Below are 18938 nucleotides of genomic sequence, written 5' to 3'. Positions count from 1 at the left end.
CAAAAGCTTAGGACATCATCAGGCGGCGGGCTGTTTCGGCTGCCGCCTTAATGCCAGTTTCCAAATCCTCAAGAGATGCATAGGAATATGACAGCCTGATGCTGTTTCGGTCTTCGCCGTCATAAATGGAACCGGGATTCACAAGCACTTGCCGTTTGAGCAATTCATAAAAGAAACGGCTGACAGGCAGGTTTTTATGAAATGTCACCCAAATATAAAAGCCGCCGGCAGGAATCCGCCACGAGGCAATGTCCCCCGCATACCGCTCGAGAAAGTGAACGGCGGCGTCTCTCCTTTGTTTAAGCACCCTGCGTATCCAAGTCAGATGCTCTTCATAATACCCCTGCGACAGCCACTCGGCAGCCGCCCACTGGGACAGTCCGCTTGAACCGTAGTCTGTCTGCATTTTAATGTCCGACAGCCTTTCAATAACCGGTTCCGGACCGGCAATCCAGCCGATTCGCAGGCCGGGACTAACCGTTTTTGAAAACGTGCCCAGGTACAGAATATTGCCCTCGTGATCCATTGCTTTCAACGGCTGCGGCGGTTTTTCTTCGAACCATAAATCACCATACGCATCATCCTCAATGATGGGCAGCTGCTCTTTTTTTGACAGGCTGATGATCTCTTTCCTTCGCTGCTCTGACATGACTGTGCCAGTCGGATTATGAAACGACGGAATCGTGTAAAGCAGCTGTCCTCCATATTGTTTTCGATAAGAAGAAACGAGCCCCGCCTTGACCCCTTCTTTATCCATCGGCAAGCCGCGAAGCCGCATCCCCGCTGATTGAAACACATGCAAAGATTGAAGGTAGGACGGCTTCTCCGTCAAAATGACAGAACCCCGTTTTAGAAGCCCGATTGAAATAAGCTGGAGCGCCTGAAGCGCGCCTGACACAATTAAAATCGCTGACGGACTGACATGGATCTGCTTGCCTTTTAAATGCTCCGCCACCGCCTCCCGCAGCTGACGGTTTCCTTTCGGCTGCTCGTATCCTAAAGACAGAGCCTGCGGATTGATCTTCTGAAACATCCGGCGCATTGTATCAGCAGGCAGCAGATCCGGTGAAAGCTCTCCTGTGCCTAATCTGATGATATCCGCTCTTGGTTCGTTTTGATTAATTTCCTGAATGATAGAAGAATTAGGGTGATGAATTCCTGAACGGACGTAATCGCTCCAATCAAGCGGAGGCTCAGCCGCCAGCACGCTCCAAGTACTGTTTACAACCTTCGTACCGCCGCCTCTTCTTCCCTCTAACAAGCCTTGAGACGTGAGTTCATCTATAGCTGCTGTGACTGTGCTGCGGTTGACTTGAAACATGTCGGCCAGCGTTCTCTGCGCAGGGACTTTCGTCCCTACAGCCCACTCTCCGTGAAGAATCTTGTCTTTCATATATTGTTCGATCTGCCGATGCAGCGGAACATCTGACTTTCGGCTTGGCTTCCATTGCGACAAGGTCATGCCCCCTTTTTTCACATTATACATTTGGCTGGGTCTAAACCCAACCAAATGGCTGGAGACTTTGGTAAACATCTCTTTTATGATTAAAAAAAAGATGTGAAGGGAGCTTTTATCAGCATGAATGCAATCATTCACGGAATTGTGCTCGCGTTTGGCTTAATTTTGCCGCTGGGAGTGCAGAATGTATTTATTTTTCAGCAAGGCGCGTGGCAAAAGCATGTTTGGCGAGCACTCCCCGCCGTCATCAGTGCTTCAGTCTGCGACACCCTGCTCATTGTATTAGCTGTTGTGGGCGTATCTGTCATTGTGCAGCAGCTGCCCATGTTTAAGGCAGTAATGATGGCCGGCGGATTTTTATTTTTGCTTTATATGGGCTGGGTAACTTGGAACAGCCGTCCAAAAACAAGCCAAGATGAAAAACATACGTTTACAGCAAAAAAGCAAGCCGTGTTTGCGGCCGCTGCTTCACTTTTAAACCCGCATGCCATTCTGGACACGATCGGTGTCATCGGCACGAGTTCTCTTCAATATTCGGGGCTTGAGAAATGGCTCTTTATGGCCGCCTGTATCGCTGTATCTTGGATTTGGTTTAGCAGTCTTGCGATAGCGGGCAGACTGTTTCAAACAATGGATACGAGCGGCAGGCTAATGGTGATCGTAAACAAATGCTCTGCAGCGGTCATGTGGGCAGCGGCAGGATATTTTGGGGTATCACTCTTTTGCACTTGAAGGAGAAACAGATGAAAAAAACGAATTTCTTAGAAAAGGGGGCAATGCTGATGACTGATGCAAAACAGTTTTATGACTATCATTCTTGGGCAAACAAGAAAATATTTACCCATATCGAAAACCTGCCGGAGGAAACTGCCTATCAAGAAGTAAAGAGCGTATTTCCTTCTGTCAGCGACGTGCTGCTTCATATGTGCAGGGCTGACTACATTTGGCTGAATGTTCTTTCGGGAGTGACCTACCAAGAGATTATAGAAAGCGCAGGTAAATTAGAGTCCGCGCAAGGTAATATGGCAGCGATTAAACAGCACGCTGCCGAGCTGGAGTCACAGTATCATGATTTCTTCAGCCGCCAGACGGACTTAGAACAGACCTTCACAATGCAGCATCCGAAACTAGGTACACTGGAATCAACCTATGCAGACACCATCCTGCATGTCGTCAATCACGGCTCTTACCACAGAGGGAACGTAACCGCCATGCTGAGACAGCTGGGCCATTCAGGCATACCTACTGATTATATGTACTATTTATATGAGAAAAGAGAAAGCAAGGGCTAAAATGTCCTTGCTTTTTTTTGCGGAAAGCCTCAAATGCAACATATTAGCTTTTACATACCTGTATAAGCACGCTTCACATCAAGCTGTACGGGCCTGCCGCTCTTATAGGAATTGGTCGCCGCGATGCCCACTTCTAAATTGATTGTCGCATCGATATCTGTCACAATCGGCGTTTTTCGATCCCGGACACACTCGGCAAAATGCTGAAGCTCCAAGCAGTAGGCTTCATGAAAACGAGTTTGAAAGTCTGGAATGATATCAAAACTGCTCCCTTTAGCCGATAGGATGGTCACATGTTGATTTCTCAATGTTCCTATGAAAATACTGCCCTCTGTCCCGATCACCTCCGCCCGGATGTCATGTCCGTATGGAGAGGTTCTGCTTGCCTCGACGTCCCCCGCTGCGCCGGAGTCAAATTCAATATACGTCAGCGCCTGATCCACATCGCCGTACTGCTCCATAAACGGATTGTTCAGAATCCTGCCGTGCCCTGAAACAGAAGTGATTTCCGCCCCTAGCAAATAACGGGCAATATCATAGTCATGAATGGAGCAGTCAATAAAAATCCCACCGCTGTGTTTGATAAACTCTGCGGGTGGCGCACCTTGATCGCGCGTAAAGCCTTTATAATAGATAGGTTTGCCGATTTCACCTGCGTCAATCCGCCGCTTGGCATCTGCGTATGCGGGATCGAATCGTCTCATAAAGCCGACTTGGCAAATGACACCTGTCTCCTGCACTTTTTCAGAAACTGCTCTAGATTCCTCAAGGCTTAATGTCAGCGGTTTTTCAACGAAGATCTGTTTGCCGTTCTCGGCTGCTTTGATGATCATATCACCATGTGTGCTTGTCGGCGTTACGATAATGACAGCATCAATACCGGGATCTTCTAACACCTCATATGGGTCCTCTGACCATTTTTCGATACCGAATTCTCTGGCAACCTGCTCCGCTCTCCCTTTCAACGGATCACTGACACAGACCAGCTTTGCCCCTGGTACACTGGTAACGAGATTTTTCGCATGATAATAACCGAGCCTTCCTAATCCCAATACTGCGCATCTTACTTGATGTTCCACGCCCCATCCTCTCCTTTGTCTCATTTCAGGATCGCTTGAAGAAAGCGCTTTCTCTCAAGAGCTAAAAAAACAGCGGCAACTCCGCTTTCATTTTTGCGCAAGCGCTTTCTCAAAAGATGGTTTCATTTTACACTGCCTTTTGTTGACACGCAATATGTTTTTTAAATCAAAAAACCCGCTCATTAGCGGGCTTATGTGTTAGGCGGTGATGTAGAATGTCTGATTACAAGTTCAGGCGGGAGCACTATTTTATGTTTCGTCTTTCGTTTTCCCTCTATTGCTTCTGCCAGCAGTTCAATAACGCTTCGCCCCATATCTTTTATCGGCTGGGCTACGGTCGTCAGGGGCGGAGCCGCCAATTCTGCGAGTATCGTGTTATCAAAACCAATGATAGAAAGGTCGTCCGGCACTTTTATGCCTCTTATTCTTGCAGCTTGTATGGCGGCGCAGGCCAATACGTCATTGAAGGCAAAAATAGCCGTCGGAGCGTTTCTGTCGAGCAATTTACCCGCTTCTTCCTTGCCGCTTTCCAAGGAAAATCGAGTCGGGATGATCAGTGACTCATCAATGGGCACGCCCGCTTCCTCCATCGCCTGGCGGAAGCCTTTGATTCTATTTTTTTCACCTGTCGTTGACCCGTCTCCGACAATACAGGCGATGTTCGTGTGGCCGAGTGACAGAAGATGCTTGGCAGCCTCGTACCCGCCGCGAACATCATCCATGACGACAATATCCATCGGAAGCAGCGGTTTATCCTGAGAAATCATGGCAAGCGGAATCTGTTCATTGGCGATTTCCTCCAAAGCAGACATACTGTCATGGTTTTCAATCCCTGTTGCAAAAATAATGCCGTCCACCTTTTTCTGCTTCAGCACAGAAAAATATTTCGTTTCTTTTTCCGGATCGTAATCGGTGCTGCAAATCATCATTTGAAAACCAAGCTCATCCGCTCTTTCCTCAATGCTTTTGGCAAGCTCGCCGTAAAACGGATTTGAAATATCAGGCGCTACGAGAGCGATCATATTCGTTCGTTTTCCTGTTAACGCCGCGGCGTGGACATTGGGCGTGTATGCCATTTCATTCATGACTTTCATGACCTTCTGCCGCGTTTTGTCGCTGATTCTCCCCGTATGGTTAATCACACGCGACACGGTTGTAATCGAGACACCCGCCGCCCTTGCCACATCGTAGATTGTTGTTTTCATGTTCATCCCTCGTTTGGTTATTGAACTTTACGGCTGACCATTTTCCGGTATTCAATTGGTGAAATCCCTTCTATCTGCTTAAACAGTTTTGAAAAGTATGTCGGATCTTCCATTCCAACCGTTTCTGCAATAACGCCCATTTTATCATTTGTAGAGGATAAAAGACGCTTCGCTTCTGTCATTCTCACCCGGTTCGTGTATTGTGCCGGCGTTACGCCGAGCACCTGCTGCATGCAGCGGCTCACATAATCCTGATGATAGTGAAGGGCGAGTGACAGATCCTTGATTGTCGTCTTTTCCTTATAATGCTCCTGTAAGTACCGGGCCGCCTCCCAGGCTACCCGCTCTTTCGCAGACGGTATTTGGAACGCTTCTTTTTGCAGATGCAGCATCAGCTCCTCAAATAAGATTTGCTTTCTAAGCGGCAAATCGGAGTTTTCCGCGGAGTAATCAATCAGTCTTTCAAACTGCTGCGCCATAAACTGCGGGCGCTGCACCTTGCCTTTTCTCGGCAAAGCCAATCCGTAGCGGGCCGGCTCTTCGAAGCTCCCTTTTTCCTGCTGAAGCTCAGACCAATTGCTGCCTCCCTTAGCTGTAAATTCATAACGGTGTTCATCGAAGTGAAGCCAATAGTAGGAGGTTGCTTCATCACTGCCCTTCGTTCCATAGTGTTCGAGACCGGGAGAAAGCAGAATGTACTCGCCGCCTTCAATGGAGAATGATTTCTCATTTTCCGTAATATATAACGTTCCGTCTTTGACATATATCAGATCAAACACGGAGAATACACGTTTCACATGGGTTTCTCCCTTTTTAAAAACCCCTTCTCCGGCTGCGATAAATACCGGAAAAGGCGGGACTGTAAACAGGATGCGAGGCATTTGAATCATCCTCCTTTTTAAGTCGGATTTTTACAAGAAGTATCGTTTCTCTCCCTTTTTATTATAAGGAAATGGAGGTACACTTTAAAACGTTGATTTTATTTACGAAAGGGGTTAGACACGATGAAACAAGCTGTCTTCAAATCAACTGCTTTGAAAAAACCCGCTGACAAAACGTTCTCATTATTTTCGCTTACTTGGCCGATCTTTATTGAGGTCTCATTATATATGTTTATGGGTAATGCCGATACACTGATGCTCAGCCAATACTCGGATAACAGCGTGGCAGCAGTCGGCGTCAGCAACCAGATTTTGAATTTAATTATCGTGATGTTCAGCTTTATCGCCACAGGAACGACCGTTGTGATTTCACAATTTTTAGGCTCGCGGCAAAAGAAAGAAGCCATGGAAGTCGCTTATGTGTCAATCGGCGCCAACTTCTTCATCAGCCTTGCGATCAGTGCCATCATTTTTTTCGCGGCGGTCCCTCTGCTTCATATGATGGGATTATCAAACGAGCTGATGCCTGATGCGAAAGTCTTTTTACAAGTTGTCGGAGGTCTGTCCTTTATTCAGGCTTTAATTATGACATTCAGCGCGGTCTTAAAAAGCTACGGCTACACAAAAGATACAATGTTTGTCACTATCGGCATGAACATTTTAAACATTGCCGGAAACTTTGTGGTGATTTTCGGTTTGTTCGGCTTTCCTGTTCTCGGCGTTGCCGGTGTGGCGCTGTCTACATCTATCGCCCGCGTCATCGGATTAATCGCGATGATTGTGATAGTCAACAAACGCATTCAGCTGAAGATGTCGCTGAAAAAAGTATTTCATATGCATAAAGAGCATTTGCGCAAGCTGCTGAAAATCGGCATCCCTTCTGCGGGAGAGCAGCTGTCATACAACCTGTCGCAAATGATTGTCACGTATTTTATCGCGATCATGGGCGCGCAGGCGTTGACAACAAAAGTGTATACGCAAAATATTACGATGTTTATTTTGCTGTTCGGCACTGCCATCAGCCAGGGTACGCAAATTTTAATCGGCCGTTATATCGGCGGCAAACAATTTGATTCCGCTTATGAGCGCTGCATGAAGAGCTTATATTGGGCACTCGGAATTGCTGCGGCTACCTCAGTTTTAATGACGATCTTTTCAAAAGACCTGATTGGCATCTTTACACAAAGCCCTGACATTATTGCGACTGCGAGCCTTTTGATTGCCATGACGATTATCCTTGAACCAGGCCGCTCGTTTAATGTCATTATCATTAACTCCCTGCGTGCAGCGGGGGATGCGAAATTCCCGGTTTACATGGCAATGATTTCAATGTGGGGCATCGGTCTCCCGCTTGCTTATCTATTCGGCATCCATCTCGGTTTCGGTCTTGCCGGCGTTTGGATTTCCTTTATTGCGGACGAATGGGTTCGCGGAATCTTAATGTACAGAAGATGGCGCTCCCGCATCTGGATTCAAAAAGGTATGGCGTAACACCCGGCTCAATCATGACCGGGTGTTTTTTTATATGTCAGTCAGAATCCGCTTCACTTCATTCTCTGTGAGGGCGTATTGATGTTGAAATACATCATACTGCTTCGCCCGGATTTTTTCTAAAACAGCCCGGTACAAATGAAGAGCGGCTTTCATCGTTTTTTGTGAATACTGCGGATATAACGGCAAGGCATCCTGACACTCTTCAAGGTAGGCTTCTGCTTCAAAAGCGATATACTCCCATGTCATAGTAAACGCCTTATTCACGACGCCATTTTGAAGGTCGTCCTCTGTATATCCAAATTGCTGCATCACCTGCCGGGGGATGCGGTTTTTTTGCTGTTGGCCAGTGCCGATATCTCTCAGAATCCGAATCAGCTGAATCGCTAACCCGAGTGAACCGGCTGCATGTGTCAACTGTTCCCGGTGCCGGCGCGTCATGATCGGGAGCAGCATCAATCCGGCTGCGCCGCCCGTCTGGTATGCGTGCATGAGCAGTTCATCAAGATTTTCGAACGGTTTATCTTCCGCTTTCTGTGCGGCCATAAACTCACGGAATGGCTCACTGTCCAGAGTAAAAGTTTGGTACGCATGACCAAAAGCCTTCCACAAAAAGTCATTCCCGTTATACGTCCCGGAAAAAACATTTTCCGCCTCAGCTTCAATGGCAGATAACGCCTTCCCATCCGCATTGGCTGCCGTATGGCAAAACGCCACAACCGCCCAATCTGCCTGCCTTTGCTTCAGTGGAAGAAACGAAAATGCTTTGTAGCAGGCTGGTTCGCGGGCGCTGACAATCTGGCCGCATTCAAGATAGGCTTCTTTTATCTCTTTCATTTCTTTTCACTCCTATGTATCACTGCTTCTTCAAGTCTATTATGTTTTCTCGCAATTGTATATGAAGAAAAAGCCGATTCCTTTTAGCAGAATCGGCTTTTTCTTTATCCTTCATCAATATCAATGCGATACGCTTCAAACCATGTATGAATTTGGGCAAGGTGGGCGATCAGCTGAGGCCCCTTCATGAGCTGCCCGAACCACGGAACCTTGAAGGAAGAACCTTCCGTTTCTAAAAGCTGATCTAATTGTTTTCTGTCCAGTAAGGTATGGAGCACAGAGTCCTTTTGGCTTCTGATCGTTTTCAGCCATTCGCTGACGCCTTTTGTATATTCGGGGTGGTGCGTTTTCGGATACGGGCTTTTTTTGCGATACAAAATGTCATCAGGCAAAATGCCCTCAAGTGCTTTGCGCAAAATGCCTTTTTCCCGGTTGTCATGCATTTTCATTTCCCATGGGATATTCCAAACATATTCCACAAGCCGGTGATCGGCGAACGGCACCCGCACTTCCAGGCTCGCCCCCATGCTCATGCGATCCTTCCGATCCAAAAGGTTCGTCATAAACCAAAGCATATTTAAATAGAACAGCTGCCTTCTTGCTTTATCCACACCCGTTTCTCCATCTAATAATGGCGTTTCCGCCAAGGTTTCTTCGTATTTGGCATTTACGTATTCTTTCAGATTCAATTTTTTCTGCCATGAGTCAGAAAGCAGCTTGATCCGCTCCTCTGTCGACCTCATCCATGGAAAGCCTGACTCGACATCAGCCATATGAAACCACGGATACCCGCCGAAAATCTCATCTGCGCACTCTCCCGACAGGCTGACGACAAAGTCCTTTTTGATTTCCCGGCAAAACCACAGCAGGGACGAGTCGACATCCGCCATTCCCGGCAAGTCTTTGACCAGTACAGCTTCCTCCAAGTGATCAACGAGATCCTTTTGGCTGATGACACATTTGTGGTGCGTTGTGCCGAAAGCGTCTGTCATTTTTTCAATCCATGGTCCGTCATCATTCGGCTGAAAAGCGCTTGCTTGAAAAAATTTATCGTTCTCTTCGTAATCAATCGAATAAGTATGAAGCGGTGCTTTTCCTTCCTTTTCAAAATGGCCCGCCGCAATCGCTGTAATCGCGCTTGAGTCCAGACCGCCTGATAGGAACGTACAAACCGGCACATCCGACACAAGCTGCCGCGTCACCGCGTCTTGAAACAATGATCTGACATTGGCAACCGTGTCATCAAAACTGTCCGTATGTCTTTCGCTTTCAACATTCCAATAACGCCAAATTTTAAGCCCGTCTTTGGAAAACGTCAGCGCGTGAGCCGGGCGGATTTCTTTTATGCCTTTAAATACGCCAGTGCCCGGGGTTCTGGACGGTCCAAGCCCGAAAATTTCAGAAAGTCCCGTTCTGTCCACCCGCGCTTTTATATCAGGGTGTGCGAGGATCGCTTTGATTTCCGACCCGAAGAGAAATGAAGAGCCTTCCTTCGTGTAAAAAAACGGCTTTACGCCGAGACGGTCTCTTGCGGCAAACAGCAGATTGCGCTTTTCATCCCACACAGCAAAAGCGAATATGCCATTGAGATGGTCGACACAGTCTTCCTGCCATTCAATGTAGCTGTGAAGAAGCACCTCGGTATCTGATGTGCGCTCGAATTGATGGCCCCGAGCCCGCAATTCTTTGCGCAAATCTTCCGTGTTATACAGCTCGCCATTATAAATAATGGTGTACGTATCGCCTTTATAGGTACACGCCATCGGCTGGCGTCCGCCTTCAATATCAACAACAGCAAGTCTTTTATGTCCGAATAAAACATGGTGCTCTCCCCAAACGTTAGAATCATCAGGCCCTCGTTTGGAAAGAGTGTCTGTCATTCTGTTCATCGTTTGTTTTTCCTGGACGAGCTGCTTTTTAAAATCGACCCAACCCGTAATTCCACACATGTGATATCAGCTCCAATCCCGTTTCTATCGTAACAATTTCGTTTCTTTCAGCACCTTAGTAAGTTTATGCATCTATAGGCAGATAGTTGATTTGTCCATAAAAGAGTTGTATGGGACAGGCTTGAATTGGAAAGAAAAGAGAGGAATGAAGAAAAAGGAGACAGCATGCATGAAACGGAAACAATTGATATATACAGGAGAACGAAAATGGGAATACGGCACCATCCTCATCGAAGACGGCATCTGTTTAATCGAAAACGGAGAAGGTGATATACTTTTGGCGGACACTCTCCAACACAGGCAAATCTGGGTCCATCATAAAGGAAAGTGGGAGCAAGCCGGCTTTCAGGATCAATTGGTTCTGGCATGCGGTGAAGAAAACATCTCCCTTTCCGGTGGAGAACGCATCCGCTATGAGAAATCAATCAAGCAGCCGCTTATGGCACTTTTGGATTCGCTTGACGACGAAACCTTTCTCGCATTTCTGCAGCACTTGCACAGCTTCGGCTTATCGGTATTCGATTGCGTCTTTTCTTATAATAAAGGAGTCTATTCAAATACTTCGGAGGAGCAGGGTGTGTCCTTTTATCACTTTTCAAATGATGCCGCCCAATGCGCGATGCAGCATCACTACAGCAGCGAAGGGACAGGAGACCGGTTTGAATGGACGGCCTCAAACGGAAAGCGATCCATCATGTATTCAGCAGTCCAACGGGGGCGCAAATAAAAAAAGCGGTGCATCGAGCACCGCTTTTTGGTTACTTTTCTACGACAACTTTTGCTTCCTTGCTTTCTTTTTTATCTGTATCCGCAGCCGTGACGTACAGCACCGTTCCGGCTTTTTGTTTTTTTATTTTCACCGAAAACGCTCCTTTTGCGTCAGCCTTGGCAGAAGCAATGACTTTCTTTGATTTGTTTTTCACTCTGATCATTGCTTTGCTGTTCGCCTTCCCTTTTACTGCCGTATCCTTCGATTTGACCGCGTTTACTTTCGGTGTGCCGGAAGGTTTTCCTTTGACGACAACAACTTTATACGATGTTTTCGCATCGCCTTTTGTTGCTTTCACATACAGTACTTGATCCTGTTTTTGAGTCGCGATATTAACCTTGAACGCATTGTCTTTTCCGGCTTTGGCGCTGCCGAGTTTCTTTTTGCCGTTCATCACCTCGATCAGCGTGCCTTCCTTTGCGTTTCCTCTGACAGCTGTTTGAGTGCTTTCGAGCTTGTTGACCTTGAGCTGTAAATCAGCTGCGCTGACAGCCTTCATGACATTCAGACGCCCGTAGCCTGAGTGCCAGTCTACTCCAGGTGTCTTTGGAATTTCAATCGGATCGCCATAATCGTCATATAACTCTTCTTCTTCGCCATCGACACTTTCAAAGGAAATATCATCTGCAGTCTTTTTCAACATATCCTCTACTTCTGTTCTTTTCAGCTTAGGATTTTGAGCAAACAGCAGTCCCGCAGCAGCGGCAGCATATGGCGTCGCCATGGATGTTCCGCTCATATATGTGACATTTCCGTTCGGCACTAAGCTCGGGATATCAGACCCTGGAGCAGAGATGTCCAGGCCTTTTCCATAGTTAGAAAAATCCGCGGTCATATCCATGCGGTTTGTGGCGCCGACTGACATCACATATTTAGAAGATGCAGGATAAGATAAAGAATTGGCTCCGTCATTCCCGCTGGCTGCGGCAATCAAGACATTTTTGTCAGCTGCGTATTTCAAAGCAAATTCAAGCACGCGGCTGTAGCCTCCGCCTAAACTTAAATTAATTACCTTTGCTCCTTTATCAGCAGCATATTTGATGCCGAGTGCGATTTGTTCAGTATCTCCGGAGCCCGTGGAATCAAGCACTTTGACAGGGATAATTTTTGCTTTGGCGTTCAATCCAGTCATTGAGTAGCCGTTATCGCTTTGGGCGGCGATAATTCCGGCGACATGCGTTCCATGCCCCTGATCATCCATTGCGTTGTTATTCCGTCCGACAAAATTGCGACCGAGATCGGTTCTTACTTTTCCTTTTAAATCGGCAAGCGTGCTGTCAACGCCTGTGTCTACTACTGCAATGAGTGTATCGTTAAGCTTGCGCTTGGACAGCAATGTGCTGGCAGGCTCGTATTTTACATCCGCGTTTTTGACACCGCCGTTTTCACCAGTGTTTTTAAGCGGCCATTGGTAAGGATATTGAATATCGTTTGCCAGGCTCTTGTATTCCTGAACAGGCTCCGCAAATTCTACGTTAGACATCTTGGATAATGTCGTGGCAGCGCTTTTGACCCGTTTGGCGCTTGCCGTATATGTGCCGTTCTGTTTCTCATCTTTTGGCAGTTCAAATGAATATAGATTGTCAAACAGTTTCTTTGCCTTTTTCACATTAGAAATATCTTTTTTCGATTGCGCGCTTGCAGAAAAGCCCTTCATTTCGTTATGTACGGATGAGAGGCTTTTATTATCCTTCACCTTGAAAATAACCTTTGTTGTCTGAACTTCACTTTTTGCTGCAATATTGTTTTCAGTTAAAATTGTTCCTGCTGTTTTGCCTTGCAGCTGCTTAATATTTAATCGATCCGCCTGTTTCTTTATTTCCTCTTTAAGGAAGGACGGTACCGACTGTAAAGCTTTGTCATATAGCCGATTGATCGCTTTTTGATCCTTTTCAGTGACCTTATATGAAGAGGACGTTCCGTTTTCTGACACATCGGCAAATAACGGCTTTAATGTCACAAGATCCTGATAGATTTCATTTCTTGCTGTTTTATTGAGTGCGAGCTTTGCAACGATAAACGGTGCTGCTTTGTAATAAAGGCTTGTCAATTCTTTGCCTTCTGCTGTTTGGCTCAGCTGCTCATCCCGAATCGCTCTCAGCTTATCCAGAATGCCTTTTCCAGATTTCTTCTGATCGACACTCATTTCAACCGGACAAGCTTCTTCCTCTTCTAAATCTGATGGCTGTTTTTTGGTGCCTTTATACCCAATCGTATACTTGGCTTCCGCAGCTGCTTTTGCTGTTCCGCCGTCCTCTGGTTCTTCTTCTCCGAGGTATTCAACTTTTACATAGTAAGGGCCGCTCCACGCGTATGGAAAAATGATTTCGCTTTTTCCATCCTCCGCTGTGAAAGATCGATACATCTCAAACGTTTCATCTTTAAGCGCTTTTTCCTTACTTGGATATACAGATACATTCAGTACTGAATCACTCTTTACGGTCAGTGCCATATGTGAGTTTTTCTGAATATCCGTCTTTCCCGGAGTCACTTTGTACCATTTCACCTGTTCCGGCTCCTTCATGGCGCCTGTCTGCTCTTTGCCGTTTTCCAGAGCAGCCGCCTGATCAATCGCTCCGGCCGCTGCGGCTTTGGTTCCCGGAGAAAACAGGCTGAAAATCAGTGCAAAAATAAGCACTGCCGCCACAAACGAGCTGAATTTTCTACGTTTCATGATATCCCTCCTGCAAAATAATGAATCTCCTTGAAGGTATCATAATTTCATAGGACGAGATACCGCTTACAGGGAATTTTAAGGTTATTTTAAATGATTTGGTATATAAGGGGATAATTATAAAAAAACCCAACTCTATCAAAGAGCCGGGTTCACGGGATTTTCGATTAAAATAATTGAAAACCGATTGGCAAATGCAGACCAAGCAGCACTGTCAGCACAAGAACAATGACAAAGCCGATCCACAGGCCTCCTGTTGATTTTTCTTTTTTCTTGCGGATGAGGAGCATTTCCATCAGTCCGATGGTGATAATGCCCAGAATCATTTTGCCGGCATATTCCCCGTTCCAGTTGGCAAAGCGGACAAACAGCTCAGCTCCTGTGAGAATAATAAGGATATAGAATAACCGCAGAATCATATGAGTGATTTTTGCGCCCTTCGCACTTCCTGAAGAATACAGCGAGTAGCTGACGAAAAGCAGAATCAGCGCCACTACCCATGTTGTAATATGTAGGTGTGTCATATATGTTCCCCCTATCAGATAAATTACCCCACTTATAGTACCATGAACATGTCCTCTGCCACAAAGAAGATTGTCAGAAAAAATGGGCGGGTTCAGGTCCGCCCACCAGTTTTATTCAGCCGATTTGGTTTGACAGCGTTCCGATCGGGTCGATTGTAATATCAATTTTGTCACCTGACCGCAAAAATTTTGGGGGCGTAAACCCCTTGCCGACACCAGACGGGGTACCGGTGGCAATGATGTCTCCCGCTTCAAGCGTCATCCCCTTTGAGAGGGTTTCAATTAATTCCGGAATGGAAAAGATCATATCGCTTGCTGAACCGGATTGGCGCAGCTCACCGTTGACTCTTGTTTCAACCTTGAGGCGCTCCGGCTCCTGAATCGATGATTTATGTACAAGCACGGGTCCCATCGGACATGTCGTATCCAGGCTCTTTCCAATAAAAAACTGCTTATGCCTTTTTTGCAGATCACGCGCCGTGATATCATTCACAATCGTATATCCGAAAACATGCTCATATGCGTCTTCTTTTGAAATGCGGGTCCCGCTTTTTCCGATCACGACAGCAAGTTCTCCTTCATAATCAAGCTGGGAGGTGACCTCTTCATGTCCCTTGACGATATCACCATGCCCCGTAACCGTTACCGGCGATTTAGTAAATACCATCGGATGCTCCGGAATATCAGCCTCACTTCCCATTTCAATCGCGTGATCCCGGTAGTTTTTGCCGATGCAGATGATATTTTTTGATGGCTTCGGAATGGGTGCATGGAGCTTCACCTCAGATAATGAATACATAAATGATCCAAGCTCATCATTCGGTTTCTTCGCCCACTCGGCCAGCTGCCTTGCATGCGCAACGAATTTATCCCCTTCTGCGATACATTCAATCAGCGATCCCGGAATCGTCTCAAGTTCAAACAGTTTTTTTTCAGCCTTTTGCAAATCCATAATTTTCTCATCATCAATGATCAGGCCGACAAACATTCGGTTGTAAAGTTCCCCTGTCGCAAATTTCATGTTATTCCTCCATCATCTTTTAAATCAGAATGCTCCTTCATGTATTCTCTGTCGAATGCTAAAATCCCTTTTTCTCATATTCGTTTTCATTTCGTTTCAGGACGGGCTTGCTGTTCATATCATACAAATGTCGTTTTGAGAAGGAGGAAAGAATATGGAAAGCGTGCATTTATTTTTTCACCGGGAGCAGCTGAAAAGGAAAGGTACTGCCAAGGGGCTTTTCGTAACAGACCGATCTGTTTCTCCCATTCTTCTCACACAGCGTGACAGAGCGGAAAAGGCATCCTATGAAATCAGCTGGGAAAGGTCTCTGCTTGGTGAAAGGACACTTTTTTTGAATGCGGAACAGGATGATCCGTCCCTGATGCGGCGCAGACTCGCCTATTGTTTTTTTGACCAGATTGGCGTACCTGCTCCCGCTGCCTCGTACAGCTTCCTGACCATCAATGGCCAGCCTGAAGGCATTTATTTGAACATTAAGAACCATCAGCCAGCCGGTAGAACGAGTTACGAAGTGAAGACCGCCGATCCAAGGATTCCAGTGTCCGTTTTTAACGATGATTCTTCCGCATTCTTGCATGAATTTTTCATACTGATCCGCACAGCTGGAGATGACGAATTGGCCGAACGCATTAAAGTGTATCTGGATGTCAAGCTGTTTTTTTTGTGGCTGATCGGCAATGCCTGCACCAATCAAGGCTTTTATTACACATTTTGTTTAAATGAATCCAGCCGAATTTACGTTTCTCCAATAGAGACTAGATCACTTGCCTTTCAAGGAAGGTATGATGAGGACCCGCTTCTGGCAAAAGGAGAGACGCTTTCGTCAAGGCTTCTTTCCATTCCCGCCTTCCGTTCGCAATATCACACATTAATGAAAAACGTGCTGAACCGGTCGTTTACTATTGAACGATTGTCTCCTTTCATCAGCGAATGGCATCTTGACATTTGTCAAAGAGCTGATGATGATCCTTTTCTAAAAAAAATCCCCTTTCAAATCGAAAAGGAGCAGACAAACATACTTAGAGAAATTGAGGAACGGCAGGACTTTTTACAAGCACACTTAGCAAGACTATAGTCCTTTCTCCTTCAAAAAAGCCGCAGCAAAAAATGTCGCTTTTTTAGTCAAATTGACGAAAGGCAACCTTTTCAGCCAAAATAGGTTATACTAACGATATCCTGTATTTATATCAAAATAAAATCTAGAATTGGAGATAGCGTAATGAACTGTAAAATTGAAGAAAAGAGAATCACACTAATTGAAACAGCACAAAAATACGGCATGAATTCAAAGGAAACGATTCAATGCAGCCAAGAGCTGGATATCCTGCTGAATACCCGGATAAAAGAAGAAATGATGTTTTCGGGATATCTTGAAAACTCCCGTATGTAAACCATTTTCGATAACGATTCGAATACACCACATGCAACTCCGCTTTTTGCTCAGCACTTCTGGGATATACCTCAGGGCGAGAATGTGCCCGCCCAACAATCGAATACCGCAGCACGACATACTCCAAAAAGCATTTCTACACGCAAAAACACCAAAGAAACAAACCAAAATAACCATAGGCGGATCGCGGCATCCTTAGCCGCATGTCCGCTCAACTTATACACAAAACATAACGGCTCGAAAAATTAAAGCGTTTTCATCAAGAGCCAATATGTCCCCTTTAAATTTCTCTCACACATATGTGCGTTTGTCATAAGCTATCGTGAATAGCCCAAGTGAAATCAGAATTGTATTTTCACTTTACTTGTCTTTTTTAAATTTTTCAACAAAGGATGTGCTCGTATGCCAGCCATTGTCGGAGCGTTTAAAATTAATGCGATTGGTACGAGCGGAGTCGTTCACATCGGGGACTGCATTACGATTTCTCCTCAGGCTCAAGTCAGAACATTTGCCGGCGCTGGCAGCTTTAATACCGGCGACAGCCTCAAGGTGATGAATTATCAAAACGCGACGAATGTGTATGACAATGATGAGGTTGATCAGCCGATCGTAGCCAATGCGTAAAAGGAGTGAGGCTCATGAACTTCTATATTAATCAAACCATTCAAATCAACTATCTCCGGCTGGAATCAATCAGCAATTCCTCCATTCTGCAAATTGGGAGCGCCGGATCAATCAAGTCTCTGTCAAATTTGTATAATACAGGCAGCTATGTAGAACCGGCACCAGCGGTTTCAGGCACAGGGCAACCGCTCCAGCTGCAGGAACCCGACACAGGTTCGTTGGTCCCGCTCCAGCCTCCTGGCCGTTAATCATATGAAAGAGGTGAAGAACATGTATGATCAATCTGTTTCCTCTTACTTGCAAAACTTGAATTCCTTTGTTCAGCAGCAGGCGATTCACATTCAGCAGCTCGAACGCCAGCTGAAGGAGATTCAAACTGAAATGAATACGATGAAACAGCGGCCGGCCACTACCATTGAGCGTGTGGAATATAAGTTTGATCAGCTGAAAATTGAAAGGCTCGACGGGACTTTGAATATCGGCTTAAATCCGACTGATCCGAACAGCGTCCAAAACTTTGACGTCAGCCAGTCGACACCGCAAATCGGGATGATGCAGCAGGAAGAGAGCGCTCAGCTCATGCAGCAGATCCGCCAGAATGTCGACATGTACTTAACCGAGGAAATCCCAGATGTTTTGGAGCAGCTTGAAAACCAATATGACAGCAGACTTGACGATACAAATAGACACCATATCATTGAAGACATCAGAAAACAAATGGACAGCCGAATCCACTATTATATGTCCCATATCAAAAAAGAAGAGCATACACCGCCTGCACAATATGCAGAACATATCGCTGAGCATGTGAAGCGTGACGTGATCCGCGCTGTAGAACACTTTCTGGAGCATATTCCATCCGAAATGAAAGGAGATGAGCAAGCATGATCTTTACAGTCATCAACCGCAGCTTGGAAGTCGGGGACATCCGGATGAACGGTGTGTCCAGTTCCTCCGTTTTCCACATCGGAGACACTGAATCGATCTACCTGTCTTCTATTTTTGATACACCGCCTGAATCTCTTATTATCGGGCCGTTTGCTCCGCTTGCGCCAGAATAATGCTTAAACGCATATCGCGCATCAGGCTAGTTAAGTTTAATTCTCTCGGGATCGCAAGTGTGTTTCAAGTTGGCGACACAAATGAAATCGATATGAGTGTAAAAGTATTTGCTGTGCAGCGTTCTCTGTCCACGTTTTACCATAATGAAGGCTCATTTAACAAAAAGGAGTATCAGATCTTTCAGCAGCAGGCCGTGAAGCCGCTTCCCGAAACAGGTGTACAAAGCGCGTTTTGCCACGAGGTGCCGGCTATTTATGTTCGCAGCATCAAAATTCAAGGGGTCTCAGCCTCTTCTGTTTTACATGCCGGATCAGCTTCGCATATTCGCGGTGATGCGAGACTCAAACATATCAGACAGATTCAGTCTCCGCGCTCACAATCGCCCGCCAAGAACATATAATAAACAGAGACTTCGATAAAGGGTGTCGTTTATGCCAGCAATTGTCGGGCCTATAGCTATCAATTCCATATCGGGCGGAGTCGTAAACTTTGGTGATTCCTTTTACCTTTCTCCGAAAAGCTCTTCAAAATCTGCGCTCGGTTCGGGAGCAGGAAACACGGGAGATTTCCTTCTATTAAATAACGCAGTCAACGCGACAAATTATATAGACCCCGATGTCAACGATCAGGATATGGTTGGAAACGGATAAAAGCAGCCGCTCTGCAAAGAGAGGGCTG

Annotated in this window: 19 protein-coding genes and 2 pseudogenes; 12 read left to right on the top strand and 9 right to left on the bottom strand. The window is 46.1% G+C overall.

Annotated elements, in window-relative coordinates:
• Positions 1–7 precede the first annotated feature (7 nt).
• Positions 8–1462 (bottom strand): aminotransferase-like domain-containing protein, encoded by a 1455-nt coding sequence (locus CDO84_RS04965; RefSeq protein ID WP_082033026.1) that lies wholly within the window; start codon positions 1460–1462, stop codon positions 8–10.
• Positions 1463–1545: 83 nt separating this feature from the next.
• On the opposite strand from CDO84_RS04965, the pseudogene CDO84_RS04960 reads away from it, so the two are divergent.
• Positions 1546–2191: pseudogene (locus CDO84_RS04960) on the top strand (LysE family transporter); the annotation flags it as partial.
• A 50-nt stretch (positions 2192–2241) separates the two neighbouring features.
• Positions 2242–2751 (top strand): DinB family protein, encoded by a 510-nt coding sequence (locus CDO84_RS04955; protein WP_040083809.1) that lies wholly within the window; start codon positions 2242–2244, stop codon positions 2749–2751.
• A 50-nt stretch (positions 2752–2801) separates the two neighbouring features.
• On the opposite strand, the gene iolX is transcribed toward CDO84_RS04955, so the two are convergent.
• The 3 genes from iolX to CDO84_RS04940 all read right to left on the bottom strand — a co-directional run bounded on the left by iolX (position 2802) and on the right by CDO84_RS04940 (position 5916).
• Complete coding sequence (gene iolX, locus CDO84_RS04950) at positions 2802–3830, bottom strand: scyllo-inositol 2-dehydrogenase (RefSeq protein WP_040083492.1); 1029 nt, start codon at positions 3828–3830, stop codon at positions 2802–2804.
• A 191-nt stretch (positions 3831–4021) separates the two neighbouring features.
• Entirely contained in the window at positions 4022–5035 is a 1014-nt protein-coding gene (gene degA / locus CDO84_RS04945) for a transcriptional regulator DegA (protein WP_040083494.1), read from the bottom strand.
• 17 nt (positions 5036–5052) lie between these two features.
• Positions 5053–5916 (bottom strand): AraC family transcriptional regulator, encoded by an 864-nt coding sequence (locus CDO84_RS04940; protein WP_040083495.1) that lies wholly within the window; start codon positions 5914–5916, stop codon positions 5053–5055.
• Positions 5917–6039: 123 nt separating this feature from the next.
• On the opposite strand from CDO84_RS04940, the gene CDO84_RS04935 reads away from it, so the two are divergent.
• Positions 6040–7407, top strand: coding sequence for an MATE family efflux transporter (locus tag CDO84_RS04935; protein ID WP_040083497.1), 1368 nt, complete (start codon positions 6040–6042; stop codon positions 7405–7407).
• Between the two features lie 30 nt (positions 7408–7437).
• Here the strand turns inward: CDO84_RS04935 and CDO84_RS04930 are convergent.
• Positions 7438–8267, bottom strand: a pseudogene (locus tag CDO84_RS04930) (phytoene/squalene synthase family protein).
• A gap of 81 nt (positions 8268–8348) precedes the next feature.
• On the bottom strand, positions 8349–10193 hold the full coding sequence (gene asnB / locus CDO84_RS04925; protein WP_040083501.1) for an asparagine synthase (glutamine-hydrolyzing): 1845 nt from the start codon (positions 10191–10193) through the stop codon (positions 8349–8351).
• 145 nt (positions 10194–10338) lie between these two features.
• Here asnB and CDO84_RS04920 point away from each other — a divergent pair, with 145 nt between their 5' ends.
• Complete coding sequence (locus CDO84_RS04920) at positions 10339–10920, top strand: DUF2777 domain-containing protein (RefSeq protein ID WP_082033054.1); 582 nt, start codon at positions 10339–10341, stop codon at positions 10918–10920.
• 31 nt (positions 10921–10951) lie between these two features.
• Here the strand turns inward: CDO84_RS04920 and wprA are convergent, their stop codons facing one another.
• The 3 genes from wprA to CDO84_RS04905 form a co-directional block, all read right to left on the bottom strand.
• A complete protein-coding gene (gene wprA, locus CDO84_RS04915; RefSeq protein WP_040083504.1) occupies positions 10952–13636 on the bottom strand; it encodes a cell wall-associated protease WprA in 2685 nt (894 codons plus the stop codon).
• 167 nt (positions 13637–13803) lie between these two features.
• The gene (locus tag CDO84_RS04910; protein WP_014663470.1) at positions 13804–14160 is read right to left on the bottom strand and encodes a YisL family protein; all 357 of its coding nucleotides are present in this window, start codon (positions 14158–14160) and stop codon (positions 13804–13806) included.
• Between the two features lie 115 nt (positions 14161–14275).
• Positions 14276–15181 carry a fumarylacetoacetate hydrolase family protein gene (locus CDO84_RS04905; RefSeq protein WP_040083505.1) on the bottom strand — a complete coding sequence of 302 codons (906 nt, stop codon included), beginning with the start codon at positions 15179–15181 and terminating at the stop codon, positions 14276–14278.
• A 154-nt stretch (positions 15182–15335) separates the two neighbouring features.
• Here CDO84_RS04905 and CDO84_RS04900 point away from each other — a divergent pair, with 154 nt between their 5' ends.
• The 8 genes from CDO84_RS04900 (at position 15336) to CDO84_RS04865 (ending at position 18910) form a co-directional block, all read left to right on the top strand.
• Positions 15336–16259 (top strand): CotH kinase family protein, encoded by a 924-nt coding sequence (locus tag CDO84_RS04900; RefSeq protein ID WP_040083506.1) that lies wholly within the window; start codon positions 15336–15338, stop codon positions 16257–16259.
• Positions 16260–16403: 144 nt separating this feature from the next.
• A complete protein-coding gene (locus tag CDO84_RS04895) occupies positions 16404–16574 on the top strand; it encodes an aspartyl-phosphate phosphatase Spo0E family protein (RefSeq protein WP_040083507.1) in 171 nt (56 codons plus the stop codon).
• Between the two features lie 402 nt (positions 16575–16976).
• Positions 16977–17198, top strand: a complete 222-nt coding sequence (locus CDO84_RS04890; RefSeq protein WP_040083508.1) for a spore germination protein — start codon at positions 16977–16979, stop codon at positions 17196–17198.
• A gap of 14 nt (positions 17199–17212) precedes the next feature.
• Entirely contained in the window at positions 17213–17446 is a 234-nt protein-coding gene (gerPB, locus tag CDO84_RS04885; RefSeq protein WP_014663465.1) for a spore germination protein GerPB, read from the top strand.
• 22 nt (positions 17447–17468) lie between these two features.
• Positions 17469–18086: a spore germination protein GerPC gene (locus tag CDO84_RS04880; protein WP_040083509.1), complete on the top strand. Its 618-nt coding sequence runs from the start codon at positions 17469–17471 to the stop codon at positions 18084–18086.
• Entirely contained in the window at positions 18083–18259 is a 177-nt protein-coding gene (gerPD, locus tag CDO84_RS04875) for a spore germination protein GerPD (protein WP_003233093.1), read from the top strand. Before CDO84_RS04880 ends, gerPD begins: the two co-directional genes overlap by 4 nt.
• On the top strand, positions 18259–18660 hold the full coding sequence (locus tag CDO84_RS04870) for a spore germination protein GerPE (RefSeq protein ID WP_041521292.1): 402 nt from the start codon (positions 18259–18261) through the stop codon (positions 18658–18660). Before gerPD ends, CDO84_RS04870 begins: the two co-directional genes overlap by 1 nt.
• Before the next feature lie 31 nt (positions 18661–18691).
• A complete protein-coding gene (locus tag CDO84_RS04865; protein WP_003233096.1) occupies positions 18692–18910 on the top strand; it encodes a spore germination protein in 219 nt (72 codons plus the stop codon).
• Positions 18911–18938: the final 28 nt, after the last annotated feature.

This window comes from Bacillus sp. MD-5 (assembly GCF_002201875.1).
Lineage (GTDB): Bacteria > Bacillota > Bacilli > Bacillales > Bacillaceae > Bacillus > Bacillus stercoris.
Note: the sequence above shows the minus strand (reverse complement) of the source record. Positions and strands in the feature narration are given on the sequence as shown.